15 protein-coding genes are annotated in these 15941 nt (G+C 54.8%); 12 read left to right on the top strand and 3 right to left on the bottom strand.

Annotated elements, in window-relative coordinates; all coding sequences use genetic code 11:
• Positions 1–80 precede the first annotated feature (80 nt).
• The 5 genes from ABUK73_RS12435 (at position 81) to ABUK73_RS12415 (ending at position 4875) form a co-directional block, all read left to right on the top strand.
• Complete coding sequence (locus ABUK73_RS12435; protein ID WP_454892362.1) at positions 81–692, top strand: TetR/AcrR family transcriptional regulator; 612 nt, start codon at positions 81–83, stop codon at positions 690–692.
• Positions 693–774: 82 nt separating this feature from the next.
• Positions 775–2193, top strand: a complete 1419-nt coding sequence (locus tag ABUK73_RS12430; RefSeq protein ID WP_353577548.1) for an MFS transporter — start codon at positions 775–777, stop codon at positions 2191–2193.
• A gap of 120 nt (positions 2194–2313) precedes the next feature.
• Positions 2314–3069, top strand: coding sequence for an SDR family oxidoreductase (locus ABUK73_RS12425; protein WP_353577547.1), 756 nt, complete (start codon positions 2314–2316; stop codon positions 3067–3069).
• A 66-nt stretch (positions 3070–3135) separates the two neighbouring features.
• Positions 3136–4119, top strand: a complete 984-nt coding sequence (locus ABUK73_RS12420; RefSeq protein ID WP_353577546.1) for an aldo/keto reductase — start codon at positions 3136–3138, stop codon at positions 4117–4119.
• 66 nt (positions 4120–4185) lie between these two features.
• On the top strand, positions 4186–4875 hold the full coding sequence (locus ABUK73_RS12415) for an aspartate/glutamate racemase family protein (RefSeq protein WP_353577545.1): 690 nt from the start codon (positions 4186–4188) through the stop codon (positions 4873–4875).
• 49 nt (positions 4876–4924) lie between these two features.
• Here ABUK73_RS12415 and ABUK73_RS12410 read toward each other — a convergent pair whose 3' ends face one another.
• The gene (locus ABUK73_RS12410; protein ID WP_353577544.1) at positions 4925–5836 is read right to left on the bottom strand and encodes an AraC family transcriptional regulator; all 912 of its coding nucleotides are present in this window, start codon (positions 5834–5836) and stop codon (positions 4925–4927) included.
• Between the two features lie 91 nt (positions 5837–5927).
• Between ABUK73_RS12410 and ABUK73_RS12405 the strand changes: the two genes are divergently transcribed.
• The 7 genes from ABUK73_RS12405 (at position 5928) to ABUK73_RS12375 (ending at position 10830) form a co-directional block, all read left to right on the top strand.
• Positions 5928–6755: an oxidoreductase gene (locus ABUK73_RS12405; RefSeq protein WP_353577543.1), complete on the top strand. Its 828-nt coding sequence runs from the start codon at positions 5928–5930 to the stop codon at positions 6753–6755.
• 56 nt (positions 6756–6811) lie between these two features.
• Complete coding sequence (locus ABUK73_RS12400) at positions 6812–7402, top strand: TetR/AcrR family transcriptional regulator (RefSeq protein WP_353577542.1); 591 nt, start codon at positions 6812–6814, stop codon at positions 7400–7402.
• Between the two features lie 67 nt (positions 7403–7469).
• Complete coding sequence (locus ABUK73_RS12395) at positions 7470–8096, top strand: hypothetical protein (protein WP_353577541.1); 627 nt, start codon at positions 7470–7472, stop codon at positions 8094–8096.
• Positions 8097–8203: 107 nt separating this feature from the next.
• Positions 8204–9058, top strand: coding sequence for a cytochrome b/b6 domain-containing protein (locus ABUK73_RS12390; protein WP_353577759.1), 855 nt, complete (start codon positions 8204–8206; stop codon positions 9056–9058).
• Positions 9055–9831, top strand: coding sequence for a molybdopterin-binding protein (locus ABUK73_RS12385; protein ID WP_353577540.1), 777 nt, complete (start codon positions 9055–9057; stop codon positions 9829–9831). The genes ABUK73_RS12390 and ABUK73_RS12385 overlap by 4 nt, the downstream gene beginning before the upstream one ends.
• 34 nt (positions 9832–9865) lie before the next feature.
• Complete coding sequence (locus tag ABUK73_RS12380) at positions 9866–10195, top strand: hypothetical protein (protein WP_353577539.1); 330 nt, start codon at positions 9866–9868, stop codon at positions 10193–10195.
• A 47-nt stretch (positions 10196–10242) separates the two neighbouring features.
• The gene (locus ABUK73_RS12375) at positions 10243–10830 is read left to right on the top strand and encodes a DUF308 domain-containing protein (RefSeq protein ID WP_353577538.1); all 588 of its coding nucleotides are present in this window, start codon (positions 10243–10245) and stop codon (positions 10828–10830) included.
• 1214 nt (positions 10831–12044) lie between these two features.
• On the opposite strand, the gene ABUK73_RS12370 is transcribed toward ABUK73_RS12375, so the two are convergent.
• A complete protein-coding gene (locus ABUK73_RS12370) occupies positions 12045–15446 on the bottom strand; it encodes a chemotaxis protein CheB (protein WP_353577537.1) in 3402 nt (1133 codons plus the stop codon).
• A gap of 56 nt (positions 15447–15502) precedes the next feature.
• Positions 15503–15820 carry an ArsR/SmtB family transcription factor gene (locus tag ABUK73_RS12365; RefSeq protein WP_113086970.1) on the bottom strand — a complete coding sequence of 106 codons (318 nt, stop codon included), beginning with the start codon at positions 15818–15820 and terminating at the stop codon, positions 15503–15505.
• Positions 15821–15941: the final 121 nt, after the last annotated feature.

Below are 15941 nucleotides of genomic sequence, written 5' to 3'. Positions count from 1 at the left end.
CCGCCACGAAATCATGAGCGACTACCTAATGCCAAAAAATATGACTTGCAATAGAAACCGAATGGTTCCATATTGCATCCATGGTTAAACGCGGTCAGACATCCCGGTCGGTTGGGCGCCCTCGTGAATTCGAGCTTGACGACGCAGTTCGAAAGGCATTGGGCGTTTTCTGGGACCGTGGATATCACGATGCGTCTTTGCCCGACTTGCTCGAAGGCATGGAACTATCGAAAGGTAGTTTTTACAAGGCGTTCGTGGATAAGCGCGGAGTCTATCTCCGCGCGCTTGATGTCTACATTGAAGATGCCATTCGTAAGCTTGGCGAAATCCTGCATGCAAACCCGTCGCCGAAAGCCGCAATTCGAGAAGCCTTTTCGCGGCAGGTCGAGGATTCTTCAGGTAAAGAGGGCCTGCGCGGTTGCTTTGTCGTATTGTCTGCCGTCGAAATGCTTCCCGCGGACGAAGAGGTTTCCGCTCGAATTGCGCGACTGTTTCGGCGACTGCAGGATCTTTATGCCGCTGCCATTATAAGAGCTCAAGCACTTGGTGAGATTGATCCTGGGTTGGACGAGCGAACTCTGGCGAGGTTCCTCGTGTGTCAGATCCAGGGAATGAGAGTTCTAGGGAAAACAGGGGCCGATCACGAAGCCACCAGGGCGATGGTTGACTTCGCACTGAAGCCGCTCGACTAACCTTAATAAGGAACCAATCGGTTCCTAATTTACGCATTTCGCAAACCGCTGAGCGGTTCCGCTTCTCGATATGGAGAGAAAGTTGATACAACCCCATGACGCCAAGGACAGTCTTGATCCGCGCAGGTGGACGGCGCTGGCCATCTTGTTGACCGGGGCTTTTCTGCCCCCGCTGGATTTCTTCATCGTCAACGTGGCACTGCCCTCGATCCGGCAGGACTTTCAGGCCTCAGCCTCGACGATGCAGCTCATTATTTCAGGCTACGCCACCACTTACGCAGTCATGCTGATCACCGGCGGCAGGCTTGGCGACCTTTATGGTCGGCGAAAAGTCTTTCTGGCTGGAATGGTCGCATTCGCCGCCGCCTCTGCCTTGTGCGGCTTCGCCTGGTCACCCTCGGTCTTGATCGCCGGTCGTATCTTCCAGGGGTTTGCGGCAGCGATCATGGCACCTCAAGCCTTGGCGTCAATCAATGCCATTTTTCCCGATCACGAAAAGTCGAAGGCACTCAGCTTTTATGCCCTGACATTTGGGGTAGCATCAATGGCTGGCCTGTTTCTCGGTGGGGCGCTGATTGCACTGAATGTCTTTGGCCTCGGATGGAGAGCCATTTTCCTTATCAACCTCCCCGTGATCGCAATAGCCGCGCCGGCCGCGCTGGTCATGTTGCGCGAGACCCGATCGGAGCATGCAAGGAAGCTGGATATGGGTGGAGCAATGCTGATCGCAGTTGCGTTGTTTGCGTTGATCTCGCCGCTCATTGAGGGCCGTGAACAAGGGTGGCCGATCTGGTCGATCTTGATGCTATCGGCTTCCCTGCCACTTCTTCTGCTGTTTTGGCGTTACGAGCTAAGGGTAGGGGCCGCGGGGGGAGATCCGATTGTCGAACCTCGCATGCTCCAGGTCCCTGGACTGACGCGCGGGCTGCTCTCAGCCTTGTTTTTCTACGCCTTTGCGGCTTTCTGGCTGACATTTTCGGTCTACCAACAGGGCGGCCTGGGCCGTGCGCCTTTTGAGGCTGGAGTTGCAATCCTTCCCGCGGCCCTCGGGTTCGTTTTGGGGCCATTCGCGAGCGGGAGCATCCTGCGCGTCTTCGGGAGATATTCTGCCGCCGCAGGCATGACGCTTGAAGCGGCTGGATTGTTCGGGACCGCTGCCCTGATCTCATTCGGAGCACCAGAGTTTCTATTCGTCGCCCTGTTCCTTATTGGCGCCGGTCAGGGAATTGCGCTCCCAAATCTCGTTAAGACTGTCGTTCAGCGGGTTGACCCGGCGCGGTCGGGTTTGGCCTCCGGCCTGGTCAATTCGATGCTCCAGATAGGGGGCGCTTTGGCAACAGCGCTTATTGGCGGATTGTTTTTCTCAACCCTGGGTTCAGCTTCCGATGAGAGATCCATCGGCCATGCCTACAGCATCGCAGCCGTCGCGATTGGTCTTTGTCTCCTCATTGCAGGTTGGCTTTCCGCGGGCCTGCCATCGGACAAAGAAGTCCACCGATGAGTGCGAACGTTGAGCCATCGGCTCTTCCTTTAAAAGTTTGACCATTCCCACTCCCAGTCGGCCACCCTCGGACAATCCATTTTTCGGCCGATCGACATGCAACATTTTGAGGTAAACCCCATGAACAACATTCCCACTCCTCCGCTTGCGGGAAGGCGAGCTCTAGTGACCGGTGCGGCACGCGGTATCGGTGCCGCCATCGCTTTAAAACTGGCAGAAGATGGTGCCGACGTCGCGATCACCTTTGAGAGGTCGGTGGAAAAGGCCGCAGCCCTCGTCGCCGAGATCCGAATGATGGGCCGCAAAGCCATTGCAATTCAAGCTGATGCCGCGAGCCCAGAAGCTGCTAAAGCCGCGGTTGAGCGAACTGTCGTTGACCTCGGCGGCCTCGACATCCTGGTCAACAATGCCGGCGTCCTGGTTGCCGGTGATTTCTCCACACAGCCACTAGAAGAGATCGATCTTCAGCTGAACGTTAATGTGCGCGGCGTCTTTCTAATCACTCAGGCAGCGCTGAAGCACATCCCGGACGGAGGCCGCATCATCAGTACTGGCAGCAATGCAGGCCTGGCTGTGCCTTTCGCGGGAATTGCTGTCTATGCAGCGACCAAGTCCGCTCTGGAAAGTTTTACACTTGGTCTAGCGCGCGAACTGGGTCCGCGGGAAATTACCGTCAATCTGGTCCGGCCTGGCCCGATCGACACCGATATGAACCCTGCCGATGGCGCTCTGGCACCTGCGATCTTGCCGAGTCTGTCTATTGCCCGATACGGTCGGACCCGAGAGGTCGCAGAGGCCGTTGCATTCCTTGCGGGGCCAGGCGCTGGCTACATCACCGGCTCGGGCATCCTCGTCGATGGCGGCATAAGCGCTTGAACATTAAGCAAGGCGGGAACTGCCGATCGACCAGGCAGGTTCTCGCTGCGAAAATTGGAGATAGACATGGAATATACACGCCTTGGAAATACGGGCCTTGAGCTTTCCCGGCTCTGCCTTGGGTGCATGAGCTATGGCGAGCCCGATCGTGGAAGCCACCCCTGGACGCTAACGGAAGAACAAAGCCGCCCCTTTATCCGCAAAGCGATCGAATTGGGGTTCAACTTCTTCGACACCGCCAACGTCTACTCGGATGGAACGAGCGAAGAAATCCTCGGCCGCGCTGTAAGAGAGTACTCGACGAGAGACGATGTGGTCATCGCCACAAAGGTCAATGGTCGGATGAAGCCCGGACCAAATGGGGCAGGTCTGTCGCGAAAAGCCATTCTTTCCGAGATAGATGCCAGCCTAAAACGTTTGGGGACTGACTACGTCGATCTCTATCAAATCCATCGGTTCGACCATCAGACACCTATCGAGGAGACGCTGGAAGCGCTGCATGACGTCGTCAAGGCGGGCAAAGCCCGCTACATTGGTGCGTCTTCGATGTACGCGTGGCAGTTCTCGAAAATGCTCGCTGTCTCGCAGGCCAACGGATGGACACGGTTCGTCTCCATGCAGAACCACCTGAACCTGTTGTATCGCGAGGAGGAGAGGGAAATGCTTCCACTCTGCAAAGACGAGGGTATTGGCGTTATCCCGTGGAGCCCGCTCGCACGTGGTCGCCTGACCCGCGATTGGAGCGCGCAGAGCGATCGCTCTGAAACCGACGAGATCGGAAAGGGCCTTTACACCCGAACCACCGAGGACGCCGACAGACGCGTGGCGGAGGCGGTTGCCAGGATTGCGCAGGAGAGGGACGTGCCAAGAGCACAGATCGCGCTGGCATGGGTTCTGTCTAAATCCGAGATCACCGCGCCCATCATCGGCGCAACCAAGTTGCAGCACTTGGACGACGCTGTCGCCGCACTTTCCATAAGGCTGACCGGCGCTGAAATACAAGCTCTTGAGATCAACTACATTCCACACTCTGTCGTCGGGTTTTCCTGATGACAGGATGTTGGTTCGACTGTCTTGGTGGCAAAAAACTGAAGCCTGTGAATATGGAGAAAGCATTTGAAGACAATCGGTATACTTGGCGGAATGTCCGCAGCCTCGACCCAGATTTATTATCGGGAACTCTGCAGGCTGACACGCGAGAGCCTTGGAGGACTCCATTCTCCCGAGCTGCTCATACGATCGGTCGACTTCGACGAAATCGAGAAATTACAGGCATCGTCTGATTGGGACGCAGCGGCAAACATCCTCAACGAAAAAGCCATTGCTCTGGAGCGCGGAGGTGCCGACTTGCTCATCATGGCGACGAATACCATGCACAAGGTGGCGGACAAGATCCTGGGCGGGGTGTCGATCCCGTTCGTTCACATCGCAGATGCAACTGCGACAGCGATCCTTGATAGCGGTTTCCGTAGGCCGGGGCTAATGGCAACCGCTTTCACGATGGAACAGAATTTCTACACCGATCGCCTGACCGCCCAAGGACTGTCACCAATAATTCCTGACGCCGATGATCGAGCGGAAACCCACCGCATCATCTATGACGAGTTGTGTCGCGATGTGGTTCGTGAGAAAAGTCGATTGACGTATGAACGGATTGCGCAGCGACTAATTGATCAAGGCAGTGATTGTCTGATCCTTGGTTGTACCGAGGTAGGGATGCTGTTGAATGAGGGTAATGTCGGCGTCCCCGTCTTCGATACGACCTTGGTTCACTGTGACGCAGCCCTTCGAGCTGCATTGCAGTAACACGCTGCGAATCTGGCGATTAATTTGCGGGAGTGTGCTAGAGCATCGGTTAGCCCTGCTCACCAAGATGCTGGTGGACCCACTTCGCCTCTTCCGACGCCGTGCGTCCAAAATGCCTTCTGAAATCGCGGCTGAATTGGGCAGGGCTGACGTAGCCGACCGACGCAGCTGCGTCTGCAATGGTCCCGCTCCGGCGGGCGATCATAAGTCGCGCCTCATGGAGCCGCATCGCCTTAACATATTGCATCGGACTTGAGCCGGTCAGGTTCTTGAAATGGACGTGATAGGACGGAACGCTCATGCCCACCTCTTTGGCCAGATCCGCGACGGCAATTTCGGAAGCGTAATTCTCCCGCAGCCACGTCACGCTCTCGATCAGTCTTCCCGAGGTTCCTTTGCGTTGAAGGGCCGCGGTCACCGCGTCACCCTGCGGCCCTGACATGACCCGATAATGCAGTTCACGCAGGATGGAGCGCCCGAGCACGGCGACATCGACGGGGTTGCTGAGCACAGTCAGCAGGCGAAGCAGGACGTCCTCGATATTGCAATCCATTTTGCTCGATAGCAGCCCTCTCGGTTTGGAGCCTGAGGGACCTGCGTGTTCTTCCACTTGCAAAGCAATCTCGGCCGCCATCTGCATATCAAACTCCAGATAGACGGCAAGTAATGGCCGTTGTGGACTTGCCTTCGAAGTCATCCGGAATGGAACGGGTACTGAGACAGCGAGATAATGTTCCTCGTCATAGAGGTAGATTTCGCCTTCCAGGATTCCATATTTGCTTCCCCGTAATACGAACACTGCCCCCGGCTTATAGAGAACCGGAACGTCATCAAGTACCGCTTCAGTGCGCAGGATGCGGACACAGCTGATCGCAGTCTGATTGTAGCCGAGGCGAGGAGCCAGTTGTCCGGCCAAGCCGACCAGCCGGTCATGGACGGCGGACTGTTCTTCAATAATCATAGGATTAAGCAAAACCTTGAGACAATCCGCAATCGAGTTCAGATTGCCTTCAGATTATCTGTCATCCATGATTAATCAAGGAGTTTCAGAAATGTCGATCAAAACGTTTTTCATAACAGGGGCGAATTCGGGCTTCGGATTGGCGATCGCCATTGCCGCAATGGAAGCCGGTCACACCGTCATCGGGACCGTCCGCACCGAAGCCTCGCGCGAAGGGCTGGCAAAGAGCCTCCCGGAACTGCGCCCGGTCCTTTGCGACGTCACCGATTTCGACCGCATTCCCGACGTCGTCCAGAAAGCGGAGGACGAGCACGGGCCAGTCGACGTGCTGATCAACAATGCAGGATACGGTCATGAGGGTGTGCTCGAGGAATCGCCACTTGAAGAAATGCGACGTCAGTTTGACGTGAACGTGTTCGGCGCCGTCGCTGTGGCCAAGGCATTTCTTCCAAGGTTCCGTGAGCGGCGCCGTGGCTTTATCGTGAACGTCACGTCGATGGGCGGTATGATCACCATGCCCGGCATCGCATATTACTGCGGCAGCAAGTTTGCGCTTCAGGGAATTTCCGAGGTCATGCGCTCGGAAATGGCGCCGTTTGGAGTTCAGGTGACAACGCTTTGCCCTGGCTCATTCCGGACAGACTGGGCTGGGCGTTCCATGGTCCGAACAGAGAGGTCGATTGCGGACTACGATACCCTGTTCGATCCGATTCGCGAGGCGCGTCAGGCGGTAAGCGGCAAGCAGCTTGGTGATCCCAAAAAACTGGCTGCCGCTGTGCTTACTCTCATAGGATCGGACAATCCTCCGCCGCAGCTCCTTCTTGGTAGCGATGCCCTCAGCCACGTGACGGCGCGGATCGAACGTTTGCAGCAGGAACTTGCATCTTGGAAAGCTCTGACCGTCTCCACGGACGGCTAACAAGAAATCGAACTTTTGCTATTGACGATCTGCCTACTAGAAGGTAGACAAGTCCCATGAGCAATCTTTCTAACACTTCCGACGAAATCCTGGCCTCTGCGCGCAACCTCATTATGAGTGGGGGGTACAACGGGTTCAGCTATGCAGATATCTCTGAAGTGGTCGGCATTCGCAAGGCCAGCATTCACCACCATTTCCCCAGCAAGGTCGATCTGGTACGTGAACTGGTCAAGCGCTATCGGGAAGATGGCCAGGCAAGCGTTGTCACTCTTGAACAGAATGTTCCAGACGCATTGGACGTCCTTAAAGTCTACGCAAACCACTGGGCGAAATGCATCAAGGATGCAAGCAGACCTTACTGTGTGTGCGCCTTGCTTGCCAGTGAATTGCCATCCCTTCCGCCGGAAGTCGCAACCGAAGTGACGAATTTCTTTCGCTTCATCTCATCGTGGCTGACGACGGTGATGGAGCGTGGAAGCAAAAATGGGGCGCTCAATCTCACGAGCGAACCGCATGTTGAAGCCGAAGCTTTTCTAGCGACGGTGTACGGGGCCATGCTTTCAGCGAGAGCCTACGGGAAACCGGAGGTCTTTTCGACGATACTTGCACCTGCTCTCAGCCGCCTTATGCCAACTGTCTCTCACTAATCCTGCGTAGCCAGCCTGCTCAGGTCAATCGCGTTGAACGAAACTACCAACTAGTAGGAAGATATTTATGGGAAACGTTATTTCTGCATTAGCCCTTGGCCTCACCAGCATCCTTTCGGTAACAGTCCTTTCGACACCCGCATCTGCCGAAGATAAGAAAGCTGCGCCAATCCATGTCCGCGGCAGCGTCGTCGACTACCAGGGTTCAACGCTCAGAGTGAAGACGCGCGAAGGCGAGACCGTCGACGTCGCCCTAGCCAACGACTGGAAAGTCGCCAGCGTTGCCAACGCAAAGATCACCGACATCAAGCCGGGCGATTTCGTGGGTATCGCATCCTTGCCGAAAGCCGACGGCGGCGATGGCGCGCTTGAGGTCCTCATTTTCCCGCCGGCAATGAAAGGCACCGGCGAGGGTAGTTACGGTTGGGATCTGAAGCCCGACAGCAGCATGACCAATGCGACGGTCGCGGATGCCGTTAAGGGCGTCGATGGCCGGACTGTCACCGTGACCTATCATGGCAAGGAAAAGAAGATCGCCATTCCGGATGGGACACCTGTCGTGACCATCGCTGGAGCCACCAAGGATGATCTCGTTCCCGGCGCCGTTGTCTTCATTACCGCCGAAAAGGCTGCAACCGGCCCGATCGCCCACCAGGTGGTCGTCGGTAAGAATGGCGTGGTTCCCCCCATGTGAGCCACGCCGTCACTGGCCGGAGCAGCCGCCTTACTGCTTCGGCCAGCGACTACAGATCGACGCTGCTTGGTCTTAAGCCGTAAATGCCACAGATGAAAGACGTTGAGATGAGCGCAAACGCTTCCAATGACAATGTTCAATATCCTCGGACGATCTTCATCCGCCGCCACTCCGTTGTAACCCGGCTTACGCACTGGATGAACGTGCTTTGCCTAAGCTTCCTTCTTTTGAGTGGGTTGCAGATCTTCAATGCCCACCCGGAGCTTTATTGGGGTCATTACGGCGCGAACGGTGACCCGGCCGTCCTGACAATCGGCTCCGACGAGGATGCGGGCACGCCAAGCGGCTTCTTGCGTGTCGCAGGGCTACAGATCCCTACAACCGGCGTCCTCGGTGTTTCCAATGTTGATGGGGAGCCGACTGCGCGAGCTTTCCCATCCTGGGCAACAATTCCCTCGTTCCAGGATCTCGCGGCTGGACGTCGCTGGCATTTCTTTTTTGCCTGGCTGTTTGTGATCAATGGCATTTTCTACCTGGGGTTCAGCCTGCAAAGTGGACATTTCAAGCGAGACCTGGCGCCGAAGGTGAACGAACTCTCGCCTCGCCATCTCGGCCGCGAGGTTCTCGACCACGCCCGTCTGCGCTTTCCCGAAGGGAAGGAGGCTAGGCACTACAATGCGCTTCAAAAGCTCACCTATCTGGCGGTCATTGTCGTCCTCCTGCCTCTGATGGTTTTGACCGGCCTGACCATGTCGCCGGGCGTCGATGCCGCTCTGCCGTCCCTTGTCGATGTTTTCGGCGGACGCCAGTCCGCGCGCACGATCCATTTCGTCACAGCGTCGGCGCTTGTCGTCTTCGTTATTGTGCATGTCGCCATGGTCGTGCTTTCCGGGACTTGGAACAACATCCGCTCGATGATCACCGGACGCTATGCGATCCAGGAAAATGGCCCGAACTCATGAGCAAGCTCTTTACTCGACGTCGCTTCTTGATTGGTGGCACTCTTGGCGCTAGCGCCTTGACCCTTTCCGGATGTGACCTGCTCGACCAAAACGCGAACGTCGCCAATGTTCTCCGTTCGGCCGAAGACCTAACGATGAAGGCACAGAGACTGCTTCAGGGACGTGATGCTCTGGCGCGTGAGTTTGACGAAAAGGACATTTCTCCCTCTTTCCGTGTCAATGGAACGAGCGCGCCCGACAGCGAGGAATATGAGGAATTGCTGGAAGGCAAATTTGCAAACTGGCGACTAAAGATCGACGGTCTTGTTGATCGGCCTCAGATGTTGTCGCTTGCCGATCTGAAGGCGCTCCCATCCCGCACCCAGATCACCCGCCATGACTGCGTGGAGGGGTGGAGCGCCATCGGCAAATGGACGGGCGTTCCGCTCGGCAGTCTTTTGCGGCTGACCGGGTTGAAGCCCACGGCGCGCTATGTCGTGCTTCATTGTGCCGACGAACTCGAAAAGACTCTCGACGGGAGCGGCCGCTATTACGAGAGCATCGATCTCATCGACGCAGTACATCCTCAAACCATCCTCGTCTACCAGATGAACGGCCAAGACCTGAGCGTCGGCCACGGCGCGCCGTTGCGGCTGAGGGTCGAGCGGCAGCTGGGTTACAAACAGGCAAAATACATCATGCGCATCGAGCTGGTCGACAGCTTTGCCGGCTTGTGGGGAGGCAACGGCGGCTATTGGGAAGACCGCGGGTACGAATGGTACGCCGGCATCTGAGGCAATCAAAAAGCAAACCACGGGATCACATCGCATGAGCAGACGCCTAGTTCAAAAAGTAATGCCCGTCTCAGCGATCGCTTCTTCGCCACCTGTTGAGATCGGTCAAACCAACTCGATCCTCTCTGATCCCGACGGTCGATGGGTCGCAAAGCGCCAAGGGGAGATCACCGAGGCATTCGACAAGCGCATGCGCCAGGAAAGTCATCAAGGCATTGCTCTCGTGGATCCTTCGCACGACCGCTCACCGACCGTCGAGCTCCTAGAAAAGCCAGCTGCGAAGCTCTCCGGCGAAAGCGACCGAATTGGCCGATTTAAGTGGGACGACAATACTGCATTTGGCAAACATGTCGGCTTTTTCTGACCGAGCTCGCTTTAGTAAATCTCATTATCCAAAAAGTGGAAAAAACAATGGCAAACAATCAGACCTTCATTGCCGCGAGCGGCAACGAGCAATGGCTTAAGCAGTATTACTTTGCGCGTGCGGCGTTTTCTGTGTTGTGGGTCGCGGCGGCATTGACCATCGGGCGGCAGTCATTCGGGGCAGCTGCTGCACTGCTGATCGCCTATCCGGCTTGGGATGCGGCCGCCAACGTTCTTGACGCGGCCAGGAGTGGTGGCTTGGCAGTCAACCGCAGCCAGGCGATCAACGCCACTGCAAGCGCGATAATGACAATCGCCTTGATCATCGCTTTGATGATGAGTATGAACTGGGTTCTGGGCGCCTTTGGACTCTGGGCGATTTTTTCAGGGCTTCTGCAGCTCGGCACCGCTGTCAGGCGTGGGAAAACGAGCGGAGGTCAGTGGGCTATGGTTCTAAGTGGCGGTCAATCGGCATTAGCAGGCGCTGTCTTCATGTATCAAGCGCACATGCCGTTGGAACCTTCGATCTCCACGGTCGTCGGTTATGCGGGCTTCGGAGCGTTCTATTTTCTTGTTTCGGCAATATGGTTAAGCATCAGTCTGTCGCGGCGTGATATGAGCGGAGCAGCACACTAGACTTCTGTGTAGCTCTTCTTAAGCTGCAGCTTGCTTCAGTCCTGACTTACGACAAGCGGCGCAGGATTCTAGTGCCAACTGTGTCGTGGACTGGGATTCTAGGTCTTTGACATCCCTAACCGTTCGGGAGATCGACGCGAAACAACAGCGCGGGTAGGTTCGAGTCCTTTCAGTGCGTGCCTTGCTTCCGGGCGAGGGGGTCTGCCTCGCCCGTTCTTCCGAACTCGAAGGTCCGCAACAAACTCGACATTATCCAGACCATAATTGCTTCATCGTTGGGGGCGAGCAAAATTATAACAAAGCACGCTGGTCGCCTGCGTGAATAGGTAATGCAGCATATTAAGCTTGGCTCAACTATAGGATAATAAATATATATTAGCTTTGTTGCTTTAACGGCCACTTGAGCAAGCATGAATTTTGTCGACTTATCTATATTTTCAACCTATAGTTTTTTGAATACCACCGAGGACGGCGTTGTGAAAGTCTTGTGCCTCTCGTTTACACTAGTTGCGTCGCCCGCATTCACCGCATCACCGAACGTAGATAGGCTCGTAGGGCAATATCTCGCTTATGATTCCATATGCAGAAGTAATTCGCCGCTCGAATTGGCTACCCAGAACGCTTGTAACGTGAGAGACGATCTTGAGCTTTTATTGGGCCGAGCCGGAATATGCCGCGGCCCCGAAAGCCGAACATCTGGCTTAACAAGGTTGAACCCGTGCGAAGATAATGCGCAGTATCCCTGGTAAAGATAAAAATCTCCGGGTAGCAGGTATTCTGAAAGTTCCTTTGTCTACGTAGGCATTCCGGACGACCAATCAGATCCTGTCAGCCAATTGGTTGGCTTTAACATTCAAATTTCAAACCACAAACGAATTGCTCGTAGCAATCGAGAACTCCCCATTGTGGGAGATGTCGACCTGTGTAGGAAACGATGCCGCATGCAGCAGGCCCAGCACGCGCGACCGCATCAGCCCAGGAGTTCGGCTCACGTATCGCTGGGCACATATTCGCCAAACTATGCTGGAAATTGCACCGGACTTCGAGAACACAAAGTCACCTGAAACTAGCTGTGAAATCGGCTAGTGCCAGTTCGCCAACTTCTCGGGTAATTCAGCCGTTGATCTATTTTTCAAGCTACCAGACCTGCATCATCAAGCAAGCTTGTAGAGCGAAGTGGTACGCAATACGCGGAACGCTGTCACAAAACTCCCTCATTCGGGCGATTTTCGCTCACCGGTTTGTGGTACGCGGTTCGCAGCTTGATTTTGAAGCTTTGCCACAAGCGCTTCTTGCCGTGCCTGCAGGCTGCGAAGATCTTCAACGTCAGTTGACGTCCCTAGCCACTCGATAATATCGCCATTTTCGTCGCGAACAGGAGTGGCACGAGTGTGGAACCACCGATACTCATTCGTGCTCGCTTGTCGAATGCGATACTCAACCTCGAAGCCGCCGGTCGTGCTAGCTTTCGACCAGTTCATCATAGCGGTGTCGCGGTCCTCTGGATGCACCGGATCCAGCCAACCCATGCCATGGCTTTCCGTTTCCGCCTGTCCCGTATATGCAGTCCACTGGGGTCCGGACCATGTTAGAGTCCCACCATCAACAGCGCGCCAAACCAGCTGCGGGATTCCCTCCAAAAGTGCACGTTGACGGATTTCAGCTCGGGCCAGTTCCTGTTCCACATGTTTTATTTCGGTAATATCGTGGACGATGCCACCGATGTGTAAGACTTCCCCGCGGTTGTCTTTGATGGGGAAATCTGTGTTCCTCAGCCATCGAATTGCACCGTCTTCAGGTCGACGTATACGATATTCAAACGTCACCCATTCGCCGTTTCGAACACGTTGTAAGTTATCAGCGACCATGCCCCGGTCTTCCGCCAGGATCAGTTCTAACCAGCTGACTAAATTGTCTCCGCGCAGCGCCGCTTCCCGGTCAAGCCCGTAGATTTCCTCGAATGCCGGGGTGAGATACGACCACTGAAAGGTCTTTGCATCGCGGATCCAGAGTATGTCTTGAGATGCCTCGCCAAACTGACGCAGACGGTCTTCAGATTCCCTCAAGGCGGCTTCTATTCTCGCGCGTTCCGAAACATCCACAAAGGTAACGACCGTACCATCGATGCGATCTTCCACTGTTCTATACGGACGTAGCCGCATAGAGAATTCTCGGCCTTGCCGACTTGTGACCTCGCGCTCAATGGGTATCAGGTCCTTGAGAACTTTGCGCGCATCCTTATCCATCGAATTATAGTCAAGTTGGTGAGTGAAGTCGGTTATGGCGCGACCAATATCATGCCGCGTGACATTGAAGAGTTCCGCCACAGGCGCCGTAAACATACGGATGCGTAGGTCTGGGTCGAGAAAAAGCGTGCCAATTTCGGTGGCTGCCGAAAGATTTTGCAGGTCGCTATGGGCCGCTGAAATACTATCGAGTTTGCTTTTCAGCTCAGCGTTGACTGTATGCAATTCCTCATTGATGGATTGAAGCTCTTCCTTGGACGTTTCGAGTTCTTCAGCCGTCGACCGGTATTCCTCATTCATCGACTGAAGTTCTTCGTTTGCTGCACGCAGTTCCTGAACCAAGGCCTCGTGGCCGTTACGGCTCATCATTAATGCTTCTTGCGAGGCCTTTAATTCGGCGTAGACACGCCGAACTTCTCCTGGTTGAGCGTCAGTAGAGTTCTCAAGTTCATCGGTTTCGACAACTATGCCGCCATCCATAAAAAATACCAGGACCTGCGATACCTTACCTTCGTTCGGCAGCGGTGTAACTTGCAAAGAGACGCGCCTCTTTCCCTGGTCGAAACTGACTACAGTTGGAAGCGTAACGCTAGGCTGCCCCATCTCGAAAGCCCTAGCAAGCGCAATGCCAAGGTCAAGACGCAACTCGGGTCTCACAACAGACGTCAAAGACGTTGAGACGGGCCCTGCGGAATGAAGGATGAAGCGACCTGCTGTTGGCGACAGATGCAAAATGTTTTGAGCATCGTCGACAAGCGCGCTTGCTGGTGCATGTTGTTCCAAAGCGCCGATGTGGACCGTCGCAGGTACGGAGGTCCGTTCGGCGACATTTGAAGCGGGTCGCGTATAATTTGTGGGTTGTTCAGGAGCGGCGAACTGCGGAAGAATGGGTAAAAGGTGACCGCTTTGTGGTCGTGAAGCATATATTCGAGCCTGTCTGTCAACAGTCGCAAAAAGATCCGCCGCCACATCTACTGTTTCTGCTGATCCAAGAAAGAGATATCGCCCCGTTCGCAACCCATATTGAAACAGTGAACAAACCTGCGCCTGAAGTGCGCGCTCGAGGTATATCAGCAAATTACGGCAAGTGATCAAGTCGAGCCGCATAAATGGCGGCTCCTTCAGGACGCTATGTTTTGCAAACAAAATCGTTTCACGTAATTCCTTCCTGATACGGAAGTGGGTGCCTTCGTCAATGAAGAACCTCGCAAGCCTTTCCTGAGAGACATCGGTTTCAATGGCGCGCGGATAGCGTCCTTCTCTGGCCACAGCCAGTGCGGCATCATCAAGATCGGTCGCGAAGATCTGCACTGGAACCTTGACGTTCTGTAAGGCCATCTCTTCGTGCAGGAGGATTGCAATACTGTATGCCTCTTCGCCTGTCGCGCAGCCTACGACCCATACTCTAATGCTCTCATCGCTTTCGGCGTCATAATCAGTAACAAGAGGTCGTATGGCCTGACTGGCCAAGGCCTTGAAAGCGTATTCATCCCGAAAAAACATTGTGACCGAAATTAAAAGATCTGAAAAAAGGTTTTGAGCTTCTTCGGGCGTCGTCGTCAGGTGGTCGGCATAGTCTGCCAAGCTTTTCATCCGACAAACCTGCATGCGCCGGACAACACGACGCATGACGGTGGCGCGCTTGTATGCTGAGAAATCATGACCAACTCGAGAACGTAGCAACGCGACGATGCGGCGAAGGTCGTTAGCGGATCCGGCCATATCAAGCGATCGGACAGCATCCTTACTTCGGGCAACCTCTGTCAGATATCCGACAAGCTGGGCTACCGGGGCTACAAAATCTGCCGCACCTGTTGCGATTGCATTTTGTGGCATAGCGGGAAAGGTAGCCTCTGAGGGTTCCTGGACCATGATGACTCCGCCAGCTTCTTTAACGGCCTTAACCCCCAGGGCGCCGTCTGCACCCGCTCCGGACAGAACGATTGCAACGCCATCGCCACGAGCTGCGGCGACGGAGCGAAAAAACATGTCGATGGGAGCGCGCTTACCTCGAGGCTCGCTGAAATGACGAGCCTCGATACCATCTCCGTTGATGATAAGCTCGTGGTCTGGCGGGATGACATACACACAGTTTGCATTCAGCTTTGCATAATCACCAATCTCATAAACAGGCATGGACGTGCAAAGCGCTAAAATTTCGCTGAGGGAACTGGGCTCGTCGGGAGAGAGATGGAGAATAACGACATAGGCTAGTCCCAGGTCACCGGGAATCTGCCGAAACAAGCTCTGTAAAACGCCAACACCACCTGCAGATGCACCAATTGCACATATAGGAAGTAGATCATACTTAGTAGGCAACACTTGGCCCAAGGGATCAGTCATATCGATTTCGCCATCGTCATTTGTCACGCTATGGACCCAAAATAGGCTAGCCACCGAAGCCTATATCCGTAGAGCGATAAAGGCTAGGCGACTGTCTTGGACTCCAACGAACCACTTTGGGAAATTTCGTCAAGCGTGGCCAGTACTTTCAGGATCGCTTCCGAGGAACACGAGTAATACAGGGTCTGAGCGTCTCTTCTGACATCGACTAATTTGGCTGTTCGGAATCTACTGAGATGTTGCGACACCAATGATTGACTGAGGTTCACTTCATTCGCAAGTGCTGATACGCTCCATTCTTGCCCCGTGATGAGCCCAAGAATTTCTAAGCGCCGCTTATTGGCTAGAACACTCAGTAGATCTGCGGCTTGCTCAGCATCAAATTTGTAATCGTGACTCAAGAGCTTCTCCTTGCATCGAATTGAGCGGAAGTAAAACGACGCTATGAACCGCCCCGGATTTACCGGAGACCCCAACTCGTGAGAAGTAGGGTCTATGACAAGCAAGACGACGAACAAATTC

This window comes from Agrobacterium vacciniicorymbosi (assembly GCF_040427045.1).
Lineage (GTDB): Bacteria > Pseudomonadota > Alphaproteobacteria > Rhizobiales > Rhizobiaceae > Agrobacterium.
Note: the sequence above shows the minus strand (reverse complement) of the source record. Positions and strands in the feature narration are given on the sequence as shown.

Bases quoted from the DNA above. Each gene is read 5' to 3' on its own strand.
- ABUK73_RS12435 (WP_454892362.1), top strand. From the start codon at position 81: ATGGTTAAACGCGGTCAGACATCCCGGTCGGTTGGGCGCCCTCGTGAA.
- ABUK73_RS12425 (WP_353577547.1), top strand. From the start codon at position 2,314: ATGAACAACATTCCCACTCCTCCGCTTGCGGGAAGGCGAGCTCTAGTG.
- ABUK73_RS12395 (WP_353577541.1), top strand. From the start codon at position 7,470: ATGGGAAACGTTATTTCTGCATTAGCCCTTGGCCTCACCAGCATCCTT.
- ABUK73_RS12385 (WP_353577540.1), top strand. From the start codon at position 9,055: ATGAGCAAGCTCTTTACTCGACGTCGCTTCTTGATTGGTGGCACTCTT.
- ABUK73_RS12420 (WP_353577546.1), top strand. From the start codon at position 3,136: ATGGAATATACACGCCTTGGAAATACGGGCCTTGAGCTTTCCCGGCTC.
- ABUK73_RS12410 (WP_353577544.1), bottom strand. From the start codon at position 5,836: ATGATTATTGAAGAACAGTCCGCCGTCCATGACCGGCTGGTCGGCTTG.
- ABUK73_RS12400 (WP_353577542.1), top strand. From the start codon at position 6,812: ATGAGCAATCTTTCTAACACTTCCGACGAAATCCTGGCCTCTGCGCGC.
- ABUK73_RS12380 (WP_353577539.1), top strand. From the start codon at position 9,866: ATGAGCAGACGCCTAGTTCAAAAAGTAATGCCCGTCTCAGCGATCGCT.
- ABUK73_RS12405 (WP_353577543.1), top strand. From the start codon at position 5,928: ATGTCGATCAAAACGTTTTTCATAACAGGGGCGAATTCGGGCTTCGGA.
- ABUK73_RS12390 (WP_353577759.1), top strand. From the start codon at position 8,204: ATGAGCGCAAACGCTTCCAATGACAATGTTCAATATCCTCGGACGATC.
- ABUK73_RS12375 (WP_353577538.1), top strand. From the start codon at position 10,243: ATGGCAAACAATCAGACCTTCATTGCCGCGAGCGGCAACGAGCAATGG.